Origin of the sequence: Dyadobacter sp. 676 (assembly GCF_040448675.1) — a bacterium.
GTDB lineage: Bacteria > Bacteroidota > Bacteroidia > Cytophagales > Spirosomataceae > Dyadobacter.
The window spans coordinates 4,086,449-4,103,940 of the sequence record NZ_CP159289.1 but is presented as its reverse complement, the minus strand read 5'-3'; the positions used below and the strand labels follow the sequence as shown (position 1 = coordinate 4,103,940).

The window sequence follows — 17,492 nt, the reverse complement described above, 5'->3', positions numbered from 1 at the left end:
TGTCAGGATTGAGCTTCAGTCTCGCTGGCTCCCGTCGTCTGAAAAGGACTTTTCATAATACCTCTTTCCGAGTTGCGGATAAAATTGATAATTTCATCGCGTTCGTCCGAAGGCGCCATTTCCAGCTCGATCTTCTGAAGTGCCTCCGCATTGTTAAAGCCCTTCATATACACGTACCGGTAGATGTTCTGAATATCGATAATTTGCTCGTTGGTAAAACCTCTTCTCCGCAGGCCGACCGAATTAATACCCACGTAGGAAATAGGCTCCCGCGCAGCTTTTGTAAATGGAGGAACATCCTTCCGCACCAGCGAAGCGCCCGATACGAAAGCATGAATGCCGATCTTCACAAACTGGTGTACCGCGCTCAACGCGCTCACGATCGCCCAGTCGCCTACGTGGACATGGCCTGCCATCTGCACATTATTGCCTATGATTACATTGTTCCCGACCCGGCAATCGTGCGCTACGTGCGCGTAAGCCATGATCAGGCAGTCGGAACCTACTACGGTTTTCCAATGCTCTTCGGTACCGCGGCTGATCGTCGCATATTCGCGGACGGTGGTATTATCGCCGATTACCGTGAGCGTGTATTCATTGTTGTATTTCAAATCCTGCGGTGTCGCGGAAATGACCGCGCCCGGGTAGATTTTACAGTTTTTACCGATCCTCGCTCCTGAATTGATTACCGCGTGCGAACCGATCCACGAGCCTTCGCCGATCTCAACATCAGCATGGATCATCGCGAAAGGTTCAATGGACACATTCTGAGCGATCTTGGCGTCAGGATGGATATATGCTAATGATTGAGTCATTTTTTCTTTACCAGGCTTGCTATCATATCCGCTTCACATACCAGTTGTCCGGCTACATATCCCCGGCCACTCATTTTGACGATCCCTCTTTTCATCGGGGATGTGAATTCACATTTAAAAATAACTGTATCGCCGGGAAAAACATTGCGTCGGAAACGGCATGCATCGATCCCGATGAGGTATGGCCAGTAATTGTCCGGATCGGGCACGCTGGAAAGTACCAGGATACCGCCTGTCTGCGCCATCGCTTCCAGTTGCAAAACGCCCGGCATGACCGGATTACCAGGGAAGTGTCCGAGAAAAAACTGTTCGTTGATCGTCACATTCTTTACACCTACCACGCTGTTTTCGTCCAGTGCGATGATCTTGTCGATCATCTGGAACGGGTAGCGGTGCGCAAGCAACTGGCCAATCTGGTTGATATCGAAAACAGGTGCCTTATTCGGGTCGTATTGCGGAATATCTCCTTTGCCAGATTTAATCAGTTTTTTGATTTTTTTAGCCAGAGCCACATTCGCTGCGTGTCCCGGGCGCGCGGCGAGAATCTGCGCCTTAATGGGCCGGCCTACCAGCGCTAGGTCGCCGATCAGGTCGAGCAGTTTATGCCGCGCCATCTCATTCGGGTAATGCAGCTCGACATTGTTCAGAATACCTTTCGACTTGTTGACGCTCACCTTCGGTTTGTTCAACAGTTGCGAAAGGTGGTCGAGCTCGCCATCCTGCACCTCGCGGTCCACGATCACGATGGCGTTGGTGAGGTCGCCGCCCTTGATAAGGTTTTGTTTATAAAGCGCTTCGAGTTCGTGCAGGAACACGAATGTCCGGCAAGCGGCAATATCCTCCTTGAAAAGCGTGATATCGTTCAGGGAAGCATGCTGGCTGCTGATAACGGTCGAATTATAATCGACCATCACCGTAAGACGATAATCCGAAAGCGGAAGCGCTACCAGCTCGGTATCCTTTTCCTTGTTTTTATAATGTACGTATTCCGGAACTTCGAAATAGTTGCGGTATGCATTCTGTTCTTCGATGCCCGCGTCGAGCAGCGCATCCACGAATTTGATCGAGCTGCCATCCATGATGGGAGGTTCGGGGCCGTCGAGCTGGATCAGTACGTTATCGATCTGCAAGCCTACCAATGCTGCCAGTGTGTGCTCAACCGTATGGATTCGCGCACCGTTCTGCTCAATGGTGGTACCCCGCGAAAGGTCCACTACATTGTCGACATCCGCATCGACGATCGGCTGGTCGGGTAAATCAATACGCTGAAACTTGTACCCGTGGTTGGCTGGTGCCGGCACAAATGTCATTGTGGCCACAACACCGGTATGTAAACCCACTCCAGTTACGGATACAGACTTAGAAATGGTTTGTTGTTTTTCGTTCATTATATCTATTTCCTTTTCAAAATAAGGTGCGATTAGGGGACTGCCGGCTGTCACTGAAAATCGGACGTTTCCTGCTTGCGTTCGAGGTCTTTCAGCCGTTCTTCGAGCTCGGGCAGCCTTCGCACCAGTGCCATGGACCGCAAATGTTCGTTAAGGTCCCTGGCAGGAGAGCCCGAAAGCGATAAACCTTCCTTTTTAATGGATTTGGCAAGTCCGCTTTGTGCGCCCACTTTAGTATGGTTTGCCACCGTAATATGGCCTACAATCCCTACCTGACCGGCTATCACGCATTGTTCGCCGATTGTTGTAGACCCGGATACTCCGGACTGGGCCGCAATTACGGTATTTTTTCCAATCTCTACATTATGTGCAATCTGTACCAGGTTATCAATTTTTGCGCCCTGCCTGATGATCGTGGAACCCATTGTCGCACAATCGACGGTCGTATTCGCCCCGATACTTACATTATCCTCGATGATCACATTTCCGAGTTGCGGGATGGTTTTATAACTGCCATCGGCCTGCGGTGCAAATCCGAACCCGTCGCTGCCGATCACTGTGTTGGCAAAAATCGTGCAATTCTTTCCAATCACCGTGTTGTCGTAAATTTTAACGCCGGGATGGATCACCGAATAATCGCCTACTTCCACGCCATCGCCCAGCCACGCCTGCGGGTAAATCTTCACGCCTTTGCCAATCACGCAGTTTTTGCCAATGTAGGAAAAAGCGCCGCGATAGCAATCCTCTCCGGTTTGGCTGTTCTCCCCCATAAAACTGGGCTGCTCCACGCCCGACTTGCTGCCAGCGAGGCGTTTCTGGTATTCTTCCAGCAGGATCGTGAAGGCGGTATAGGCGTTGTCGACGTAGATCAACGTCGCAGAAATTTCTTTTTTGGGAACAAAATCTTTATTGACAATTACTGCCGAAGACTGTGTGGAGTAAATATAATGCTCATACTTGCTGTTGGCCAGAAAAGAAATACAACCCGGCAGGCCCTCTTCAATTTTTGCAGCCGAATTAATTATGATCTGATCATCCCCAACAACAGTTCCATTCAGCATCTGAGCAATCTCGCTGACAGTAAATTTCATATTTTATCGGCTAATTTCGGGTAATGGTATTCGAGTACGTTGTATAAATTATTAATTCGGCTTTTCTTTTTAGGGTCCTGATTAACCACGCAAAGATACATTTTTACCCCAACATACATAGTACTTGCGTACAATCTTAGTGAGGGCTTCGATGGTGGGAATATCCGACGCATCGGCGATATCGAGCAAATTTCCGCTTTTCATTTTGACGCGGATGGGGTCCTGTTCCTTCGCATAGGCCCAGTTGGTAGTTTCACCGGTAATCAGAAAATAGGGCATGTCGTTTTCAGGAACGCCGGCGGCAATCAGTTGCTTCCGAAGCGGCGCCAGCACCTCTCCGCCCGGAGGCGCATTAAAAAAGCTGATCTTGAACAAGTTTCTGTCGAGAAGCATGCCACATAGTTTGGACAGAACCGGGTCGGGATGATTTTTCCACCCTTTTACAGAGGCCCATACGTCGTTATCGTCCAATCCGTTGAATGCCCCAAGCAGTTCGGGTTCGCTATCGAAGTCGGCAAGGGTAAACCGGTTGTAGAGAAAGCGTGCGAAATCGGGTGTGGCAAACAACTGCTCCCCTGCTGCCGCCAGCTCACGTGCGCGACGCATAATTTGCGTGAGCATCGCCTGGGCGCTCAGGAGCGTCTTGTGCAGATACACCTGCCAGTACATCAGCCTGCGCGCATGCAGGAAGTTTTCGATACTTAAAAGGCCCTTTTCCTCCACCACCAGCTGATCGTGACTGATATCCAGCATCTTGATCAGCCTGTCGGCACCGATGGAGCCCTCGATGACGCCGGTATAAAAGCTGTCGCGGTTGAGGTAATCCATCCGGTCCATATCGAGCTGGCTGGAAATCATCTGGTGGAAGAACTTGCGCGGATAGGTTCCTTCAAACATCTGGATGGCAATATCCAGTCTTCCGTCGAGCTGGCGGTTCAGGTCTTTCATCATCGTGAGCGTAATCGCCTCGTGCGGGACTCCGGGGATCACGACACTTTCGAGTACATGGGAGAACGGGCCATGTCCGAGGTCGTGCAGCAAAATCGCCGCCTGCGCCGCCTCCTGTTCCAGCTCCCAGATCATATGCCCTTTCTCCTGCAACGCACGGAGTGCCTGGTTCATCAGGTGCATTGCCCCAAGCGCATGGTGAAAACGTGTGTGGAGCGCTCCCGGATAGACGATATCCGCAAGCCCGAGCTGCCTTATCCGCCGCAGCCGCTGAAAATAAGGATGGTCGACCAGGTCATAGAGCAGGTCCGAGGCAATGGAGATGAACCCATAAACCGGATCGTTGATGATTTTCCTTTTATTCAAAATCGATTTTTTGGCAAAAGTAATAAACAAGCAACGGACAAAAGAAGCTAATCTTGTTGTATTCATTTGGAGAATTGAACCGATTCCCTAATTTTGCAACCCAAACGCAAGTTTGGAAAAGGGCCTATAGCTCATTCGGTTAGAGCAACTGACTCATAATCAGTAGGTGCCTGGTTCGATCCCAGGTGGGCCCACAAACTAAAAACCGAGCACTTATGCGAAACAATTCGCTAAGTGCTTTTTTTATCAATAAACATGTGCAGCGGTTTATTCAGCGAGGGAAAAAGTATGCGACTGCTGGGTATAATGTCAATGTATCAAACGCCCGCCAATAAAAAAAGTAGCCCCGGAAATTCTTCCAGGGCCACACAAAATACAAATGTAGCGAGACGCTATTTGGCAACGACGATTTTCTGAGATTTCACGATGCCGTTGTTTCGAACCACTTTCACGACATATATACCGGCCTCAAGTCCGTTGACCCTGAACATTCCGCCCTGCATCGTACCGGCATCGTTTACAATGTTTCCTTTCATATCCAGGATCGAAACGGCCTGCACACTCTGCGCGTCCCGAATGTACAGCACGTCGCGTGCCGGGTTAGGATAAGCGACCGATGTTGTCTGGCCTTCAAATGTGAGATTTCGGATGCTGCTGTATGCGTAGGTCCCGTCCCGGTCGACCATTCTGAGGCGGTACAGGTTTTCGCCGGGCAGCGGCGAGGCATCGGTGAATGTGTATTTCACAAGCACCGCACTTTCCCCGGCGGACGCCACGGTCCCGATTTTGTCCCACACTTTTCCGTTTAAGCTGCGCTCGATCTCGAAGCGGTCGCTGTTGGTTTCGGCGGTTGTCGACCAGGTGAGCGCCGACGTCGAACCCTCCCTTCTGGCATCGAATGCTACCAGTGTTACCGGCAGATTTATATCCGCACCAAAAGTAAAGGCCGAATAGTTGTCGGGAATGATTCCGGTAGCGGTGATGCTGCCGGTGGTAGTCAGCGAACCCGTAACACCTCCTGCCCTGCCCAGATTTTCCCATTTGGCGGTGACCGGATTGTAACCGACCACCAGGAGATTGGCGATGTTGGAATTGGCGAGCGTCTCCAGGTCGCTGGCCGCGTCCCAGGTAAGGGTGATGTCAACCGGAGACGGACCGTCGAGGTCCCAGTATTCCACGGTGCTTACATCGGTGACGCCTGTTCCCATATTAGTCGCCGGGAATGGTCCGCCGGCGGGCAGGGTAGCAGTACCAGGGTCTTCCGACCAGTATGCCGCTTTGTATACACCCGATGTAGCGGGTGCCGAGATTCCGATAGGACGCAGTTTGGTGCCGTCTCCGACGGGGAAAACGAACGCATCGGTTCCCGCCTTGGACACATAGCCATCGACATGGTTCGCGTCGTCCTGCCCTGAGTAAGTCGCACCCGACGCAAAGCCCAGAATGCCGGGCGAAGTGGAGCGGATCGCTTTGATAATTCCCGGTTGTATGCCTGAGCCGCCCGCCAGGAACGTATGCGTACCGAACACGGTCATCTGCGTGCCTTCGAAGATGGTCGTATTCCCCTGGCTGCTCGACTGTGCCGCCACGGGATCGACCCCTAGCAGAAGCGACAGGCATAATGCCGCGCTCAAACCAAAGAGCTTTTTATGGATGATTTTGTGCATAGTTAACTCATTTTGAAATGGTAGCCTCGGATTTCAGCTGTTCGGCATTGCCTAACATCGCCTTGATGCTGGCCACCTCAGCTTTGAGCGCATGCATTTCGCTCAGTTGCGCTTTCAGTGAAGCGATTTCTTTTTGCTGGTCCTGAACCGCTTTTACCAATAGCGGCGTCAGTTTGCCGTAATCCACCATCCACGGACTGGTTTTAGGATTCTCACCGCCTTTGGTAACCGCACGAGGGTATACTTCGTAGAGATCCTGGGCGATGAAGCCAGGCATACGGGTTTTGGCAGCGTCGCTTTTGTAGTTGTAGTCAACCACCGCTATCCTCATCAAATCCTCAATTGTATAGTGTGTGTTTTTGATATTTTCTTTCAGACGACGGTCAGAAGTTTCGTTGTATTTTACCGTCAAACCCGCTTCACGCGTGACGCTACCTATTGTACCACTCGGTATTTGAAATTTCTGGAATATCGAGCCGTTGGGAACGGTTCCCCCTCCGTCCACCTTTTTGGACAAGACTACATTGGGATCACTTGCATCGGCTTGGACAAAAATCTGCGCCCTGTTCGCGGTACTGTCGTAATAAAGTTTTATACCGTTTTTGCCGCCGGTTGCAACGTCATAGCCGGCACCATCCTCGCTATTCTCGGTAATCAAAACAGTACCCTCTACATGGAGCCTGCTTTTGGGATCTGTTACGTTAACACCAATCTGGCCGTTCAAGCCGATCAGCATGCGAGGGGTAAAATTCCCGCTTGCGAGGCTGCTCTGGAAAGTCAATGCACCATTTCCGTCATTGAGGTCGTTCCGGAGTCCGATACGGAACAGGTCAGGATTTGCAGGGCTGCGAGCGAAATCAACGAACGCGCCATGGTTCGGTGCAAGTGCCAGCGTGCGCAGGAGCCTGATGCCCCCGCCAGGGGTTATGGTTGTGGAAGCCCCGTCATCGTCACGTCGCACTACTATGTGCCCCAATCGGTTGATCGTTCCAGCCTTCCTGGCGCCGGCATCCGTGTCCTTCGTCAATTTTGCAAAGAAGGGTGTGCTGCTGCTGGGAGCATTGTAGACTTCCCATACACCCACTCTACATATCCATTGCTGCCCTTCGGTGGGACTATTTTCCAATATATCGTTCCAGATTGTTCCTTCCGGATCAGACCCGCACGATGCGCCCACCGGGGCAGGCCCTTGGCGGAAAACTTCCTGGCCATAAGGAATGGCAGTTACCAGTCTTACCCAACCTCTACCGTCATAGTAATACTCGCCGGGTGATACCCCGTACGTTCCCGAGGTGGTAGCCGTATTATAAACGCGCATACCTTCCGGCACGGGAGCGGTCATTGGCGCCACGTTGTTGGTAGCCACAAGCGCTACTCGGGGCTGAAGAAACCCTTTGTTTGTACTTTCCAGTTCCAGAATAGAATTTGAATCAATCATATTCGGGTTGTCCCCGATTTTCACCTGCGCCATCAACGGCGAACCCACAAATAGCAAACCGGCGGTAACCCCGAATGCACCGGCAGTGCGTGTTAGTAGTCGTTTTACTTTCATTGTCTAATTGGTTTTAATTAACAAATGGTTTAAAAACAGTATGGAATTGATAAGCGATTGCGTTTTGGAACCCACGAAGAAAGGCGCACGCCATTACAGAATGGACATGGTGATCAGCCTTTCATTCTGAATGGATTTAAGGCGTTCAATACAATGGGGCTTAAATGATAAACCAAACCCATGAAGGCTCAGGCATTGCGATCGCAAGACTGCTGCTTTCCGGCCGGGTTATAGCAGGATCTGCGATACAAACTATATCTACAAAGTAGCGGGAAAAAGATATCCGATTAGATGGATAGGCGAAGTTCTATGAACAGGATAGTTATTAAATGTATTGACTACCAATAGTTTACCTAACAAACCTCCTACAAATCATCGAATTGTTTCTATTATTTATTCTACTCAAAAATGGAGACAAATGGAGGTATTTTTATCCGGGACCCGACGCGGAGATTATCATTTGCGGTCGGAAACACCATTACCGTTCGATGAGTAATACATTTCGACATGCCTTGCGAGATCGAGCAGATTATCCACCCCGAGCTTCTTAAAAATGCGGGTCTTGAAAGTACTGATTGTCGTACTCTTGAGGTTTAGCTTCCTGGCGATATCCTTCGTCCATTCTCCTTCCAGCAGCATCTCCATGACAATCAATTCCCTGGCCGACAAAAGCTCTGCCGGATCCGAAACCCGGTGCTGCTGCATGGAAGCCACAAGTTGTGCACGCACAAGCGGACTCAGGTATTTCTGTCCGTTCAGCACAACCCGGATCGCTTCCTGCAATTCGGACGCTTTTGATTCTTTGGAGACAAACCCGGCCGCACCGGCACGGATACAATGCAAGCCGTACAATTCTTCTTTTTGTCCCGAGAACACCAGCACGGGCACGTCAGGCTGCCGGGCCCGCAGCTTTTCGATTGTTAGTAAATGGTCGGTCCCCGGAATGTTCAGATCGAGGATGATCAGTTGATAAGTACCGGAGGAAACTGCCCGCATAGCATCCTTAAAATTTGCCGCCGACTCGACGACAACATCGCTCATCATTTCCTGGATGAGCATGCCCGTGGCAATGCGGACAATATCATGGTCTTCAACAAGCAGGATTCTCATAAGGGAAGATTGCACTGTCGCTATGTTCTCAACAAAATTCTCCGAATTAACAAAAACTCCCTAAAATTCCATTAAAAAGTGTAGTATGATGTTTACATCTGTTTATCAATATCTTGATTGTAACCGGGCATAACTCTGCCTATTTTTGGTATTACAAAGTCTTAACCACTCTGCTATGAACCAAATTTACTACCAATGACGAATGCAGTACTCATTGAGGACCATGCCGTTGTCAGAATGGGCATGCGCCTTGTGATCCGTGAGTTATTTGAAAATGCCTCGGTTTTTGAGGCCAAAGATTTTAACGAAGGACTCCGGATTATCCAGGATAGACCAATAGAGCTGGTCATTCTCGACATCCATCTGCCCGGAGGCCAGGATGTAAAAATGATCGATATGATCCGGACCGCACGGCACGACGCGAAGATTCTCATCCTGAGCGGCTTGCCGGAAGAAAAGTATGCGCTGAAATATGTGCAGGCGGGGGCCGACGGCTACCTATCGAAGCGCTCCGATCCCGAAACGTATGCAGAGGCCGTGTCGGCGGTAGTGAGCGACAAAAAATACCTCAGCGAAGCGGTCCGCGCCCAGCTCATTACACAATTGCCACAAAATTATGCTAAAATCAAACGCCGGAAATGGATCGGGCTGACCGAACGGGAGCTTGAAATCAGCAGGTTGCTGATCCGTGGCATGTGGACAAAAGAGATCGCTACCCAATTACAACTGAAATTGAGTACGGTAAGCACTTTCAAAAAGAAGATTTTCCATAAATGCGGCGTCACCAGCGCTATCGAGCTGTCAAAAATCATCGACGACGTCGCTGCCGCGGGCCATTAGCTTGTTCGTACTGCCGGATACCCCTCATCCGGCAGACTACCGCAACATTGCCATTTTCTCCGACAATGCTATCAGGCTGCCTACTTGCAGCTTTCTGAATACATTCGCTTTGAACGTGCTGACAGTACTTTCTTTCAAATTCAGCATTTCCGCAATCGTCTTTATTTTTTTCCCCTGCAACAACAAATGCACCACAATCCGCTCCCGGGGTGTAAGCGTCTGCAGCGGATTGTGGTTCGACGCATCCACGTTGGCAATCACTTGCGAGAGCAGGGTTTCCTGTATTGTTTTGCTGAAATAGGTTTTAGAGTCGAGCACCATATCGATCGCTATCCTCAACTCATCGCCGGAACTGTCTTTGGAAAGGAAGCCATGAGCGCCGGAAGCCACCGCGGGAAGCGCGTAAATTGCTTCGTTCACAGAAGAGTATACGAGAATCTTGATTCCCCTCGCCGCTGCACGCATTTCCCGGATCGTATGCATACTCCCGCCAGGAATACCGATTTCAACGATAACAAGATCGATTGTTTGATTTCTGATCGCTTCCATTCCTTCGTCCTTATGCGCACAGAGTATGACACGGGCCTGGGGTTTGTGATCTTTTATCTCCCGTTTAATGGCCGATCGCATTAGCGGATGGTCGTCGATTACGAGCACTTTCATGTCGGGTTCGATTATGGTGCATAAAAAATGACGATTGCCCCGAAGTTACGGGCAACTATACATGCTATTGTCGAAATGTGGGCAAATTTGTGTGTATGTTGTGAAACAGGTCTGGCCTGTACGCATATGCTCTTTGGGAAACGGCAATAGCCTTCGTTGCTGTTCGAAACACTGAACGGAATACCCATATACGCACATTTCGCATATTTTCGCCGCGGCGTCGACTCCTTCTAATGCCACACCAAAACTAAATAGAAATACGGTGTATTGATTCGCACTAATCGGAAGTATAACATAGAAACATTTCTATTATTCAATCCCGGGTATATTCATTTATCGATCTTTCTTTTAGCGTTAACTAGAACTATTTCGTCTGTTTCGCCTCGATATCAAGTGTCCCCACAATTCGCATTATCCGTGAGATTGTATTTCTGTATTTTGTTTCAAATACTTGCTATACCAGTTGCTTCGCAAACCCCGGCGGTAGCATTGAAATACAGCATCCGGCATTACAATAGCGATAACGGCCTTCCCCAAAACTCCGTACGTGCCATCGCGCAGGATTCTCATGGTTTTCTTTGGTTAGCTACCGATCAGGGACTCGTGAGGTTCGATGGGCAGACTTTTGTAATTTTCAATAAAAGTGTGCTGGGAATACGGACGAATATGTTCATGTCCTTCCTTCCCGATATGGAAGGACGAAAGGACCGCTTTTACGTATGGACCGAAGAGTTCGATTACATAAAAGTCGTTGCCGCCACGGCGACCAAAGAAGAGCCCCCTGCCGCAGCACGCCTTCGCCGGATGTTGGAAACACCGGAAGGCGGCTATGGATTATTCTTTTCCGCAGGCTTACCCGACCGCTTCCATACCAAATGGTCGCCCTTGTGCCAGTTATTCTGGCTCCCCGGGTCGGACGGTAGCTTCTTTGCGTGGCGCCCCGACGGAAAAGTACAGCTCTACACCAATTGGGAAAAACAAAAGAGCTATACAACCCGCATTCACTCGCCCCGCGGTTTTTTCAGGTTGGGGAGAAACTTATACCATGACGATGAGACTGGAAAGATCGAGCTCCTGGCGACAGACCTGAGAAGCAATGCGCGCCCCGGAGAAATCACACTGACTTCCGCAGAAGGACAAACCGACAAACCAAACCTCGCCGAACGCTACCACGTTTATTCGCACGATCCTTCGGGAAACGCATTTATAGCTCAGGGACGAAAACTCTATCTGCTATCCGAAGAGCGGCCGGGAATTATTGCCACTAAGCTGTTAATTAAAGATTTCGATTTGGAACGGAACAACGTCTCCTCCATTTTTTTCGATCGTCTTCGGCAGCGGCTTTACCTGGGCACGCTCAGCAACGGGCTTTTTATTCTTGATTTCCACGGATTCGAAACCCTTACCGTCGATAGCGACGAACGCGAATCGAATGTGTTCTATTCGCAAGCGGCGTTTTCCGATAGCACTGTCACTACACCGTCCTTCAGAGTATTGGGAAAAGGCCCGGACGGTCGGATAATCGTGAAGACCTTACCCCGGCAAACCAAAATAGTCACCAGCCGGTACAGCATGCTCAAAGCCCGCTCGGGCGATTTATGGTATACCGGGAACGATTCCCTATACCAATTTGACCATACCGGCCGGCAGTTAAAAGGGCGATGGACAGGGGGCGGCGAAATCTCCCATTTATATGAAGACCACACGGGACGTATCTGGCTGGGCACGAAATATTACGGATTAAAATACATCGACCCTGGAAAAAACGGAGCTTCCCAACGCATTTTTACCCGGAAAATCACCCACATCTCCTACATGCTCCGGGAAGGTAAGGACGTGCTATGGGTAGCCACCGCTGCCGGGCTGTTCAAGGTAAACCTCGTGCGAAACAGCATATCCCTGATCCCGCGCACCGACCGGTACTACATCAGGAGCCTGCTGCTGGAACGCCCCGGCGAACTGTGGTTTACGACCTACGACGACGGCGTTTTTCTCCTCCGAAAAAACGAACTGACCAAGCTTCCGTTGGACAAGGAACATTTCCTGGCGCACGCGCATTGCATAGTACGCGACGGCAATGACTTTTTCTGGATCCCGACTAATCAGGGGCTGTTCCGTATTCTACGCGGCGACCTCCTCGATTTCGCCAGTCATCGCGACAGTACCCGGCTGTATTATCACCATTATGTCAAACAAAGTGGCTTTCACACGAACGAATTCAACGGCGGCTGCCAGCCCTGTGCCGTGCGCTTGTCTAATGGCTACGTGTCGTTGCCTTCCATCGACGGGCTCGTGTTTTTCAAACCGGAGCAAATTCCCCTGGATGTGCCGAATTCGGAGATTTTCATCGACCGCATTGAAGCCGATTCCAGGCTGATTCCCGTAAGCAGTTCAAAAATAGAGCTCGCTGACGCCAACGATATAAAGGTATTCGTTTCGTCCCCTTACCTGGGCGACCGGCGGAACCAGCAACTGTACTACATGGTCTCTTTGGAGGCAAAAGCGTCCTCGAAGCACATTTGGCACCCCATCGAAAACGAACACCAATCCATCCACCTCAACAACCTTGCATCAGGGACCTATACCCTGAAACTTCGTAAAAACGGAGGATTTGGCCGTGAATCACAGAAATTAAGGTCGCTTACCATTGTCATTCCTTACGCATGGTACGAAACCTGGCCGTTTAAAATATTCCTGGCCATCCTGATGCTGGTGATGATTTATCTCTATTTCAAAAACCGCCTGAAAAAAGCCGACGGTCTGAACAAGATTCTGGAATCACGTGTCCAGGAAAGAACCCTTAAATTGGAGGATACATTAGGGGTCCTGAAAAACTCCGAGCAGGAGCTTCTCAGGCAGACCCGTCTCCAAATGCACCTGATCGCATCCATCAGCCATGACATCCGTAGTCCGTTGAGAGCGATAGAATTCACCTCCGGGAAGCTACCGGGCCTGATTCAAAATGGCGAGTATTCTCTCGCGGAAACGGTGAGCACAGGCGTAAACGAGTCTTCCAGAAGAATTCTCACCCTTCTGGAAAACATGCTGTCTTATGTCAGGTCGCAGTTGTCGGACAGTTCGGTAGTTTACGAGACATTTACGGCGCGAGACCTGGTCGACGAAGTTGCGTTCATCTTTAAACAGGCGTTCGCCGCTCAGCAGAACCTGTTTGAAAATAATGTTCCCGAGACGTTACAGGTGAGGTCTAACCGGCAATTATTGAAAATTATCCTGCACAATCTGATCGACAATGCTAATAAATTTAGTTCAGAAGGTTCTGTGGCCGTAAGCGCCGGCCCGAAACCGGGAGCGACCACATTAATAGTATCCGACACAGGTATAGGACTTCCGGATAAAACCCTCAACTGGTTCAATGAGAGCGATGCTGCCTATCCCGAATCATCGGGCGACGAGCCGAAAATCCATGGCATCGGACTAGTGATCGTAAAAGAACTTGCCGGAATACTAAAACTCGAAATAAAGGCCAATGCGACATCGGGCGCACAATTCCTGATCACCTTCCCGGAAAGAGATTAACTCCCTTTCGCCTTTCCGGTGTTCAATTGTGTTTAGCACCATATCGATGCATTCATTTTGGGCTTTCAGACACTCATTTTGCCTCGATTTCTGCGCCGTACGCCCTTAATGTCAATTGTGTCAGAGGTATCTACCGATAATGTCTCCAATTATAAATCATAAACTCTCCGTCGTTCGCGGGAGCTATTTCTTCGACTCATGTGGCTGGTAAATTAGGTTATCAGACTAGTTTTTAACCACCACAAATAAGACCCGATTGTGCTTTTTTTAAAGCTATTTAGCATCGATCATCGCTACACATCACTATGAAAAGATCTTTCTTACATCTCACAGCAGGACTCGCCTGCCTCCTGGCATCGGGCGTATCCTTCGCCCAGCCATTTTATAACGCTAAGAATGTCGACCGGACAGCCATGAGCTTCTTCGATGGACAACAAACGTTCCGAGCGCTGGAATACACGGTTAACGCTGATCCGCAAAGTGAAAAAGTTTGCCGCTTACAGACATTGCCTGAGAACGGCTTTCCCGCCATTACACTGCAAGGAATCAGTGGAGGTAATTCCATCTATTTTGAGGATAAGGCACAGCAGGATAATCAATTTACAGATAATCCGACACCTTATCTGAGTTCGGAAGCTGTTCAAACGCTTTACGGCTTCCAAAAAGTGATGAAAGAATTTGACCAACGATTTGGGTGGAAGGGTTTTGATGGCACTGGTGTTGCGCCAATCGAAATATTTTTAAAAAGCTCAGATGAAGATCCGTCGGCGTCAGCGGCAGCTTATGCAATTCACTATAAGGACGATTTAAGCGAAAGCATTTCGTTTTACAGAAGCCTTCTTCCTCAAAATACCAAGCCTTTTATCAATGTACTGGAGGTAATCGCACATGAATATGCACATGCGATTTTCTCAAATAAAACAGGCATCATCGGCTATGACCAATACTTATGCCATGAATTTCGAACGCTCAATGAAGGAATTGCTGACATTTTGGGTTTATACGTCAAGAATAAAATCAAGCAAAATTCGCCTCAAAACTATTCCTGGTTATTCGGAGAGCAATATAAAGTGTCAGCCGAGAATTTTTCAGTCCCCAAGGTTTATGGTTTTGCAGATACTTACAATGGGGAGTATTATGTAAATACCTGCACGGAGGACTATGAGCCTCATCCCGGTTCGGGCGTTGCAAGAAAATGGTTCTATCTCCTTTCCGTCGGCTTCCAGGGCACGGCTTATAACGACCTCGGGTACGGCTACGGCAATCTGACGGGTATTGGCGTCGAAAATGCCATCCAGATCGTCTGGGATGCTATGCCAGCAATTACCGTCGATACGGACTATCCCGCCTTCCGGACATTGACACTGCAGGCTGCCGAAAAACTGTACGGTCTTAACTCGGCGGAACATCTGGCCACTCAGAACGCCTGGTGTGCGGTAGGCGTCTGCGATAATAACCCAAAAGGCTTTATGATGTCGCCTGTCAACGGCGCCAAGGGTGTTAACCCCTGGCCCCAGACGCAGGTCAGCCTCACATGGGAAAACGAGCCCGTACTCGAATGGGAAGTACAGATGTCGACCAAGTACGATTTCTCGGCGAACTTACAAACTTACAAAGTCAGCAACTTCACAACGGTGGTCAACCCCAAAGGCGGCATCGCTTACACTGCCACTGTCAAAGGCTACTACCACCCTAGTGAAAAGGTCTATACCCGGGCACGCATTACTCAGGCAGATCCCAATTTCTGCCGGACAGCCCAAAATCCGCTCTGCGCCCTTCATCAACAGTTCGGCCCGGCCCACGTTTTTACCCTCGACAACAAGCAGGCTACCTTTTTCAGCTGGGTGCAAGGAGCCAGCGGGGTCAATCCCTGGAATAATCCCACCCTGACCTGGAAATCGGTCGGCGACGCTCAGAAATACACCTTCCAGGTTTTCAATGACAAAGCCCTGACCGATCTGGTCTATACCGGAACCACTAACCATACCGGCAATTTTACCGAATCGGGCGTGATCAATGCCAGCCTGGATATTGGAAAAAACTACTATGCCCGCGTGCGGGCCGAACGGACCAATATCGCCCAGATCACCGACAACTTCGGAGCCTGGTCGAAGACCGAAATGATTGTAACCGTTGTTCCGTTAACAGCAGTCACCCAGGCCAAAAACCAGGGAGCTGGCGACCCTGCCCATCTGGTCAGCAGCATGGGCTTCTGGGTAGGTTGGGACCCGGTACCAGGCGCCGCCAGCTTCGTCGTCCAGATTGCCACCGATAATGCATTTGCCAACATCATCCGTACCCAGACCGCGGCCGGAAACCTGACGACCGATCTGGTGAGCCTACCCCTGCTACCCAACCAGACGGACCTGTTTGTAAGGGTGTTGCCTCTGAAAGGGACTACCTCTGGCGGCTGCGTCAATGTGTGGAGAGTCGAGACGGACGAGAACGCCATCCTGCCGGCCATGAAAGCCCCCGCCGATGGCTCGCCGATCGCCTATAAGAACTATCTGGGGGCCACCTTCCAATGGAAGGCGAATACGTTGAACATGGGCCTGGTCGACCACTTCGAACTGCACCTGACCGAGAAGACCTCCAACCTGACCACCGTTTACAGCGTCCCGGGAAAGATTTTCGAACTATATGTGAACGACCAACTGATGTTCGACGACAAGCAAGGCATCCAGCTCAGGGTGCAGGCCGTGGGGCCATTGGGGGCCAAATCCGCATTATCGCAGCCTTTCAATTACAGTATCTGCCCCGACCAGCCGTTCCCCAAGTTCCCCTCCGACATCGATAAGATCGACCCCGCCAAGGCATTTACTATCAGCTGGCATCCCAGCCTGTGGCTCAAACCGGGCGATAGCTATCTGGTCACGATCCTGGACGGTGCCAACCCGGTACCCGGTTTCAACAATACCCCTACCACCGCAACATCGATGGCTGTCCCTGCCGGAAAGCTAACCGGCAGCAAGACCTATGCCCTGACCATTAAAAACCAGGGGGCATGCCCGGGCATCGATCCCCCGACGGTACTGTTCAAGACTACCGCCGGCGGCAGTAACAACCCACCGGCTACTCCAACCAAAAACTTCATCATCGGGCTTCATGCATTCCGAAACGATGTGGACCCCAGCGACCCTTTCTCTTTTGAAACATCCGATTACGTGCTGGCCGTGGAGCTTTTCGACCCTAATGGCGTAAAACTGCCTGTCGCTGACGGAAACGGCAACCCGGTAACCCAGCTGCTGGTCGATTCGGAGAACGCGATCCTGGACATGGTCCTGACCATGAAGCCCATCGGCAAATACACCCTCAGGTTGAAAATGCTCAACATTTTCAATCCGGCCCTGTATTATCCTTTCGACCAGCCACGCTTCTCGGTGCTGCTCGACGGGCAGGCCGTTGTCGGAAACCATATCATCACAGCAGACTTTATTAACCCTGGCTCTCCGTTCAATGAGTGGCAAAGCGGGTTCCAGTTCGCTGATATTGTCGTTGATGTAAAATAATCGGAA

Annotated in this window: 11 protein-coding genes and 1 tRNA gene; 4 read left to right on the top strand and 8 right to left on the bottom strand. The window is 50.3% G+C overall.

Features of this window, described 5'->3' with window-relative positions; genetic code table 11:
• Positions 1-2: 2 nt before the first annotated feature.
• From lpxA to ABV298_RS18310, 4 genes are all read right to left on the bottom strand, one after another.
• Positions 3-815, bottom strand: coding sequence for an acyl-ACP--UDP-N-acetylglucosamine O-acyltransferase (gene lpxA / locus ABV298_RS18325; RefSeq protein ID WP_353717630.1), 813 nt, complete (start codon positions 813-815; stop codon positions 3-5).
• The gene (locus tag ABV298_RS18320; protein ID WP_353717629.1) at positions 812-2,203 is read right to left on the bottom strand and encodes a bifunctional UDP-3-O-[3-hydroxymyristoyl] N-acetylglucosamine deacetylase/3-hydroxyacyl-ACP dehydratase; all 1,392 of its coding nucleotides are present in this window, start codon (positions 2,201-2,203) and stop codon (positions 812-814) included. Before ABV298_RS18320 ends, lpxA begins: the two co-directional genes overlap by 4 nt.
• A 50-nt stretch (positions 2,204-2,253) precedes the next feature.
• Positions 2,254-3,294, bottom strand: coding sequence for a UDP-3-O-(3-hydroxymyristoyl)glucosamine N-acyltransferase (gene lpxD / locus ABV298_RS18315; protein WP_353717628.1), 1,041 nt, complete (start codon positions 3,292-3,294; stop codon positions 2,254-2,256).
• 81 nt (positions 3,295-3,375) lie between these two features.
• Positions 3,376-4,608, bottom strand: coding sequence for an HD domain-containing protein (locus tag ABV298_RS18310; protein ID WP_353717627.1), 1,233 nt, complete (start codon positions 4,606-4,608; stop codon positions 3,376-3,378).
• 120 nt (positions 4,609-4,728) lie between these two features.
• Between ABV298_RS18310 and ABV298_RS18305 the strand changes: the two genes are divergently transcribed.
• Positions 4,729-4,802, top strand: a tRNA-Ile gene (locus ABV298_RS18305).
• Between the two features lie 198 nt (positions 4,803-5,000).
• Here ABV298_RS18305 and ABV298_RS18300 read toward each other — a convergent pair.
• The 3 genes from ABV298_RS18300 to ABV298_RS18290 all read right to left on the bottom strand — a co-directional run bounded on the left by ABV298_RS18300 (position 5,001) and on the right by ABV298_RS18290 (position 8,937).
• Complete coding sequence (locus ABV298_RS18300; RefSeq protein WP_353717626.1) at positions 5,001-6,275, bottom strand: T9SS type A sorting domain-containing protein; 1,275 nt, start codon at positions 6,273-6,275, stop codon at positions 5,001-5,003.
• Positions 6,276-6,282: 7 nt separating this feature from the next.
• A complete protein-coding gene (locus ABV298_RS18295) occupies positions 6,283-7,827 on the bottom strand; it encodes a tail fiber domain-containing protein (RefSeq protein ID WP_353717625.1) in 1,545 nt (514 codons plus the stop codon).
• A 456-nt stretch (positions 7,828-8,283) separates the two neighbouring features.
• A complete protein-coding gene (locus ABV298_RS18290) occupies positions 8,284-8,937 on the bottom strand; it encodes a response regulator transcription factor (RefSeq protein ID WP_353717624.1) in 654 nt (217 codons plus the stop codon).
• A 195-nt stretch (positions 8,938-9,132) separates the two neighbouring features.
• Here ABV298_RS18290 and ABV298_RS18285 point away from each other — a divergent pair, with 195 nt between their 5' ends.
• Entirely contained in the window at positions 9,133-9,777 is a 645-nt protein-coding gene (locus ABV298_RS18285) for a response regulator transcription factor (protein ID WP_353717623.1), read from the top strand.
• Positions 9,778-9,813: 36 nt separating this feature from the next.
• Here the strand turns inward: ABV298_RS18285 and ABV298_RS18280 are convergent, their stop codons facing one another.
• Positions 9,814-10,440 (bottom strand): response regulator transcription factor, encoded by a 627-nt coding sequence (locus ABV298_RS18280; RefSeq protein WP_353717622.1) that lies wholly within the window; start codon positions 10,438-10,440, stop codon positions 9,814-9,816.
• Between the two features lie 489 nt (positions 10,441-10,929).
• Between ABV298_RS18280 and ABV298_RS18275 the strand changes: the two genes are divergently transcribed.
• Together ABV298_RS18275 and ABV298_RS18270 are read left to right on the top strand one after the other, a co-directional pair.
• Positions 10,930-13,977 carry a two-component regulator propeller domain-containing protein gene (locus tag ABV298_RS18275; RefSeq protein WP_353717621.1) on the top strand — a complete coding sequence of 1,016 codons (3,048 nt, stop codon included), beginning with the start codon at positions 10,930-10,932 and terminating at the stop codon, positions 13,975-13,977.
• A 305-nt stretch (positions 13,978-14,282) separates the two neighbouring features.
• Positions 14,283-17,486, top strand: a complete 3,204-nt coding sequence (locus ABV298_RS18270; protein WP_353717620.1) for a M4 family metallopeptidase — start codon at positions 14,283-14,285, stop codon at positions 17,484-17,486.
• The last annotated feature ends 6 nt before the right edge of the window (positions 17,487-17,492 follow it).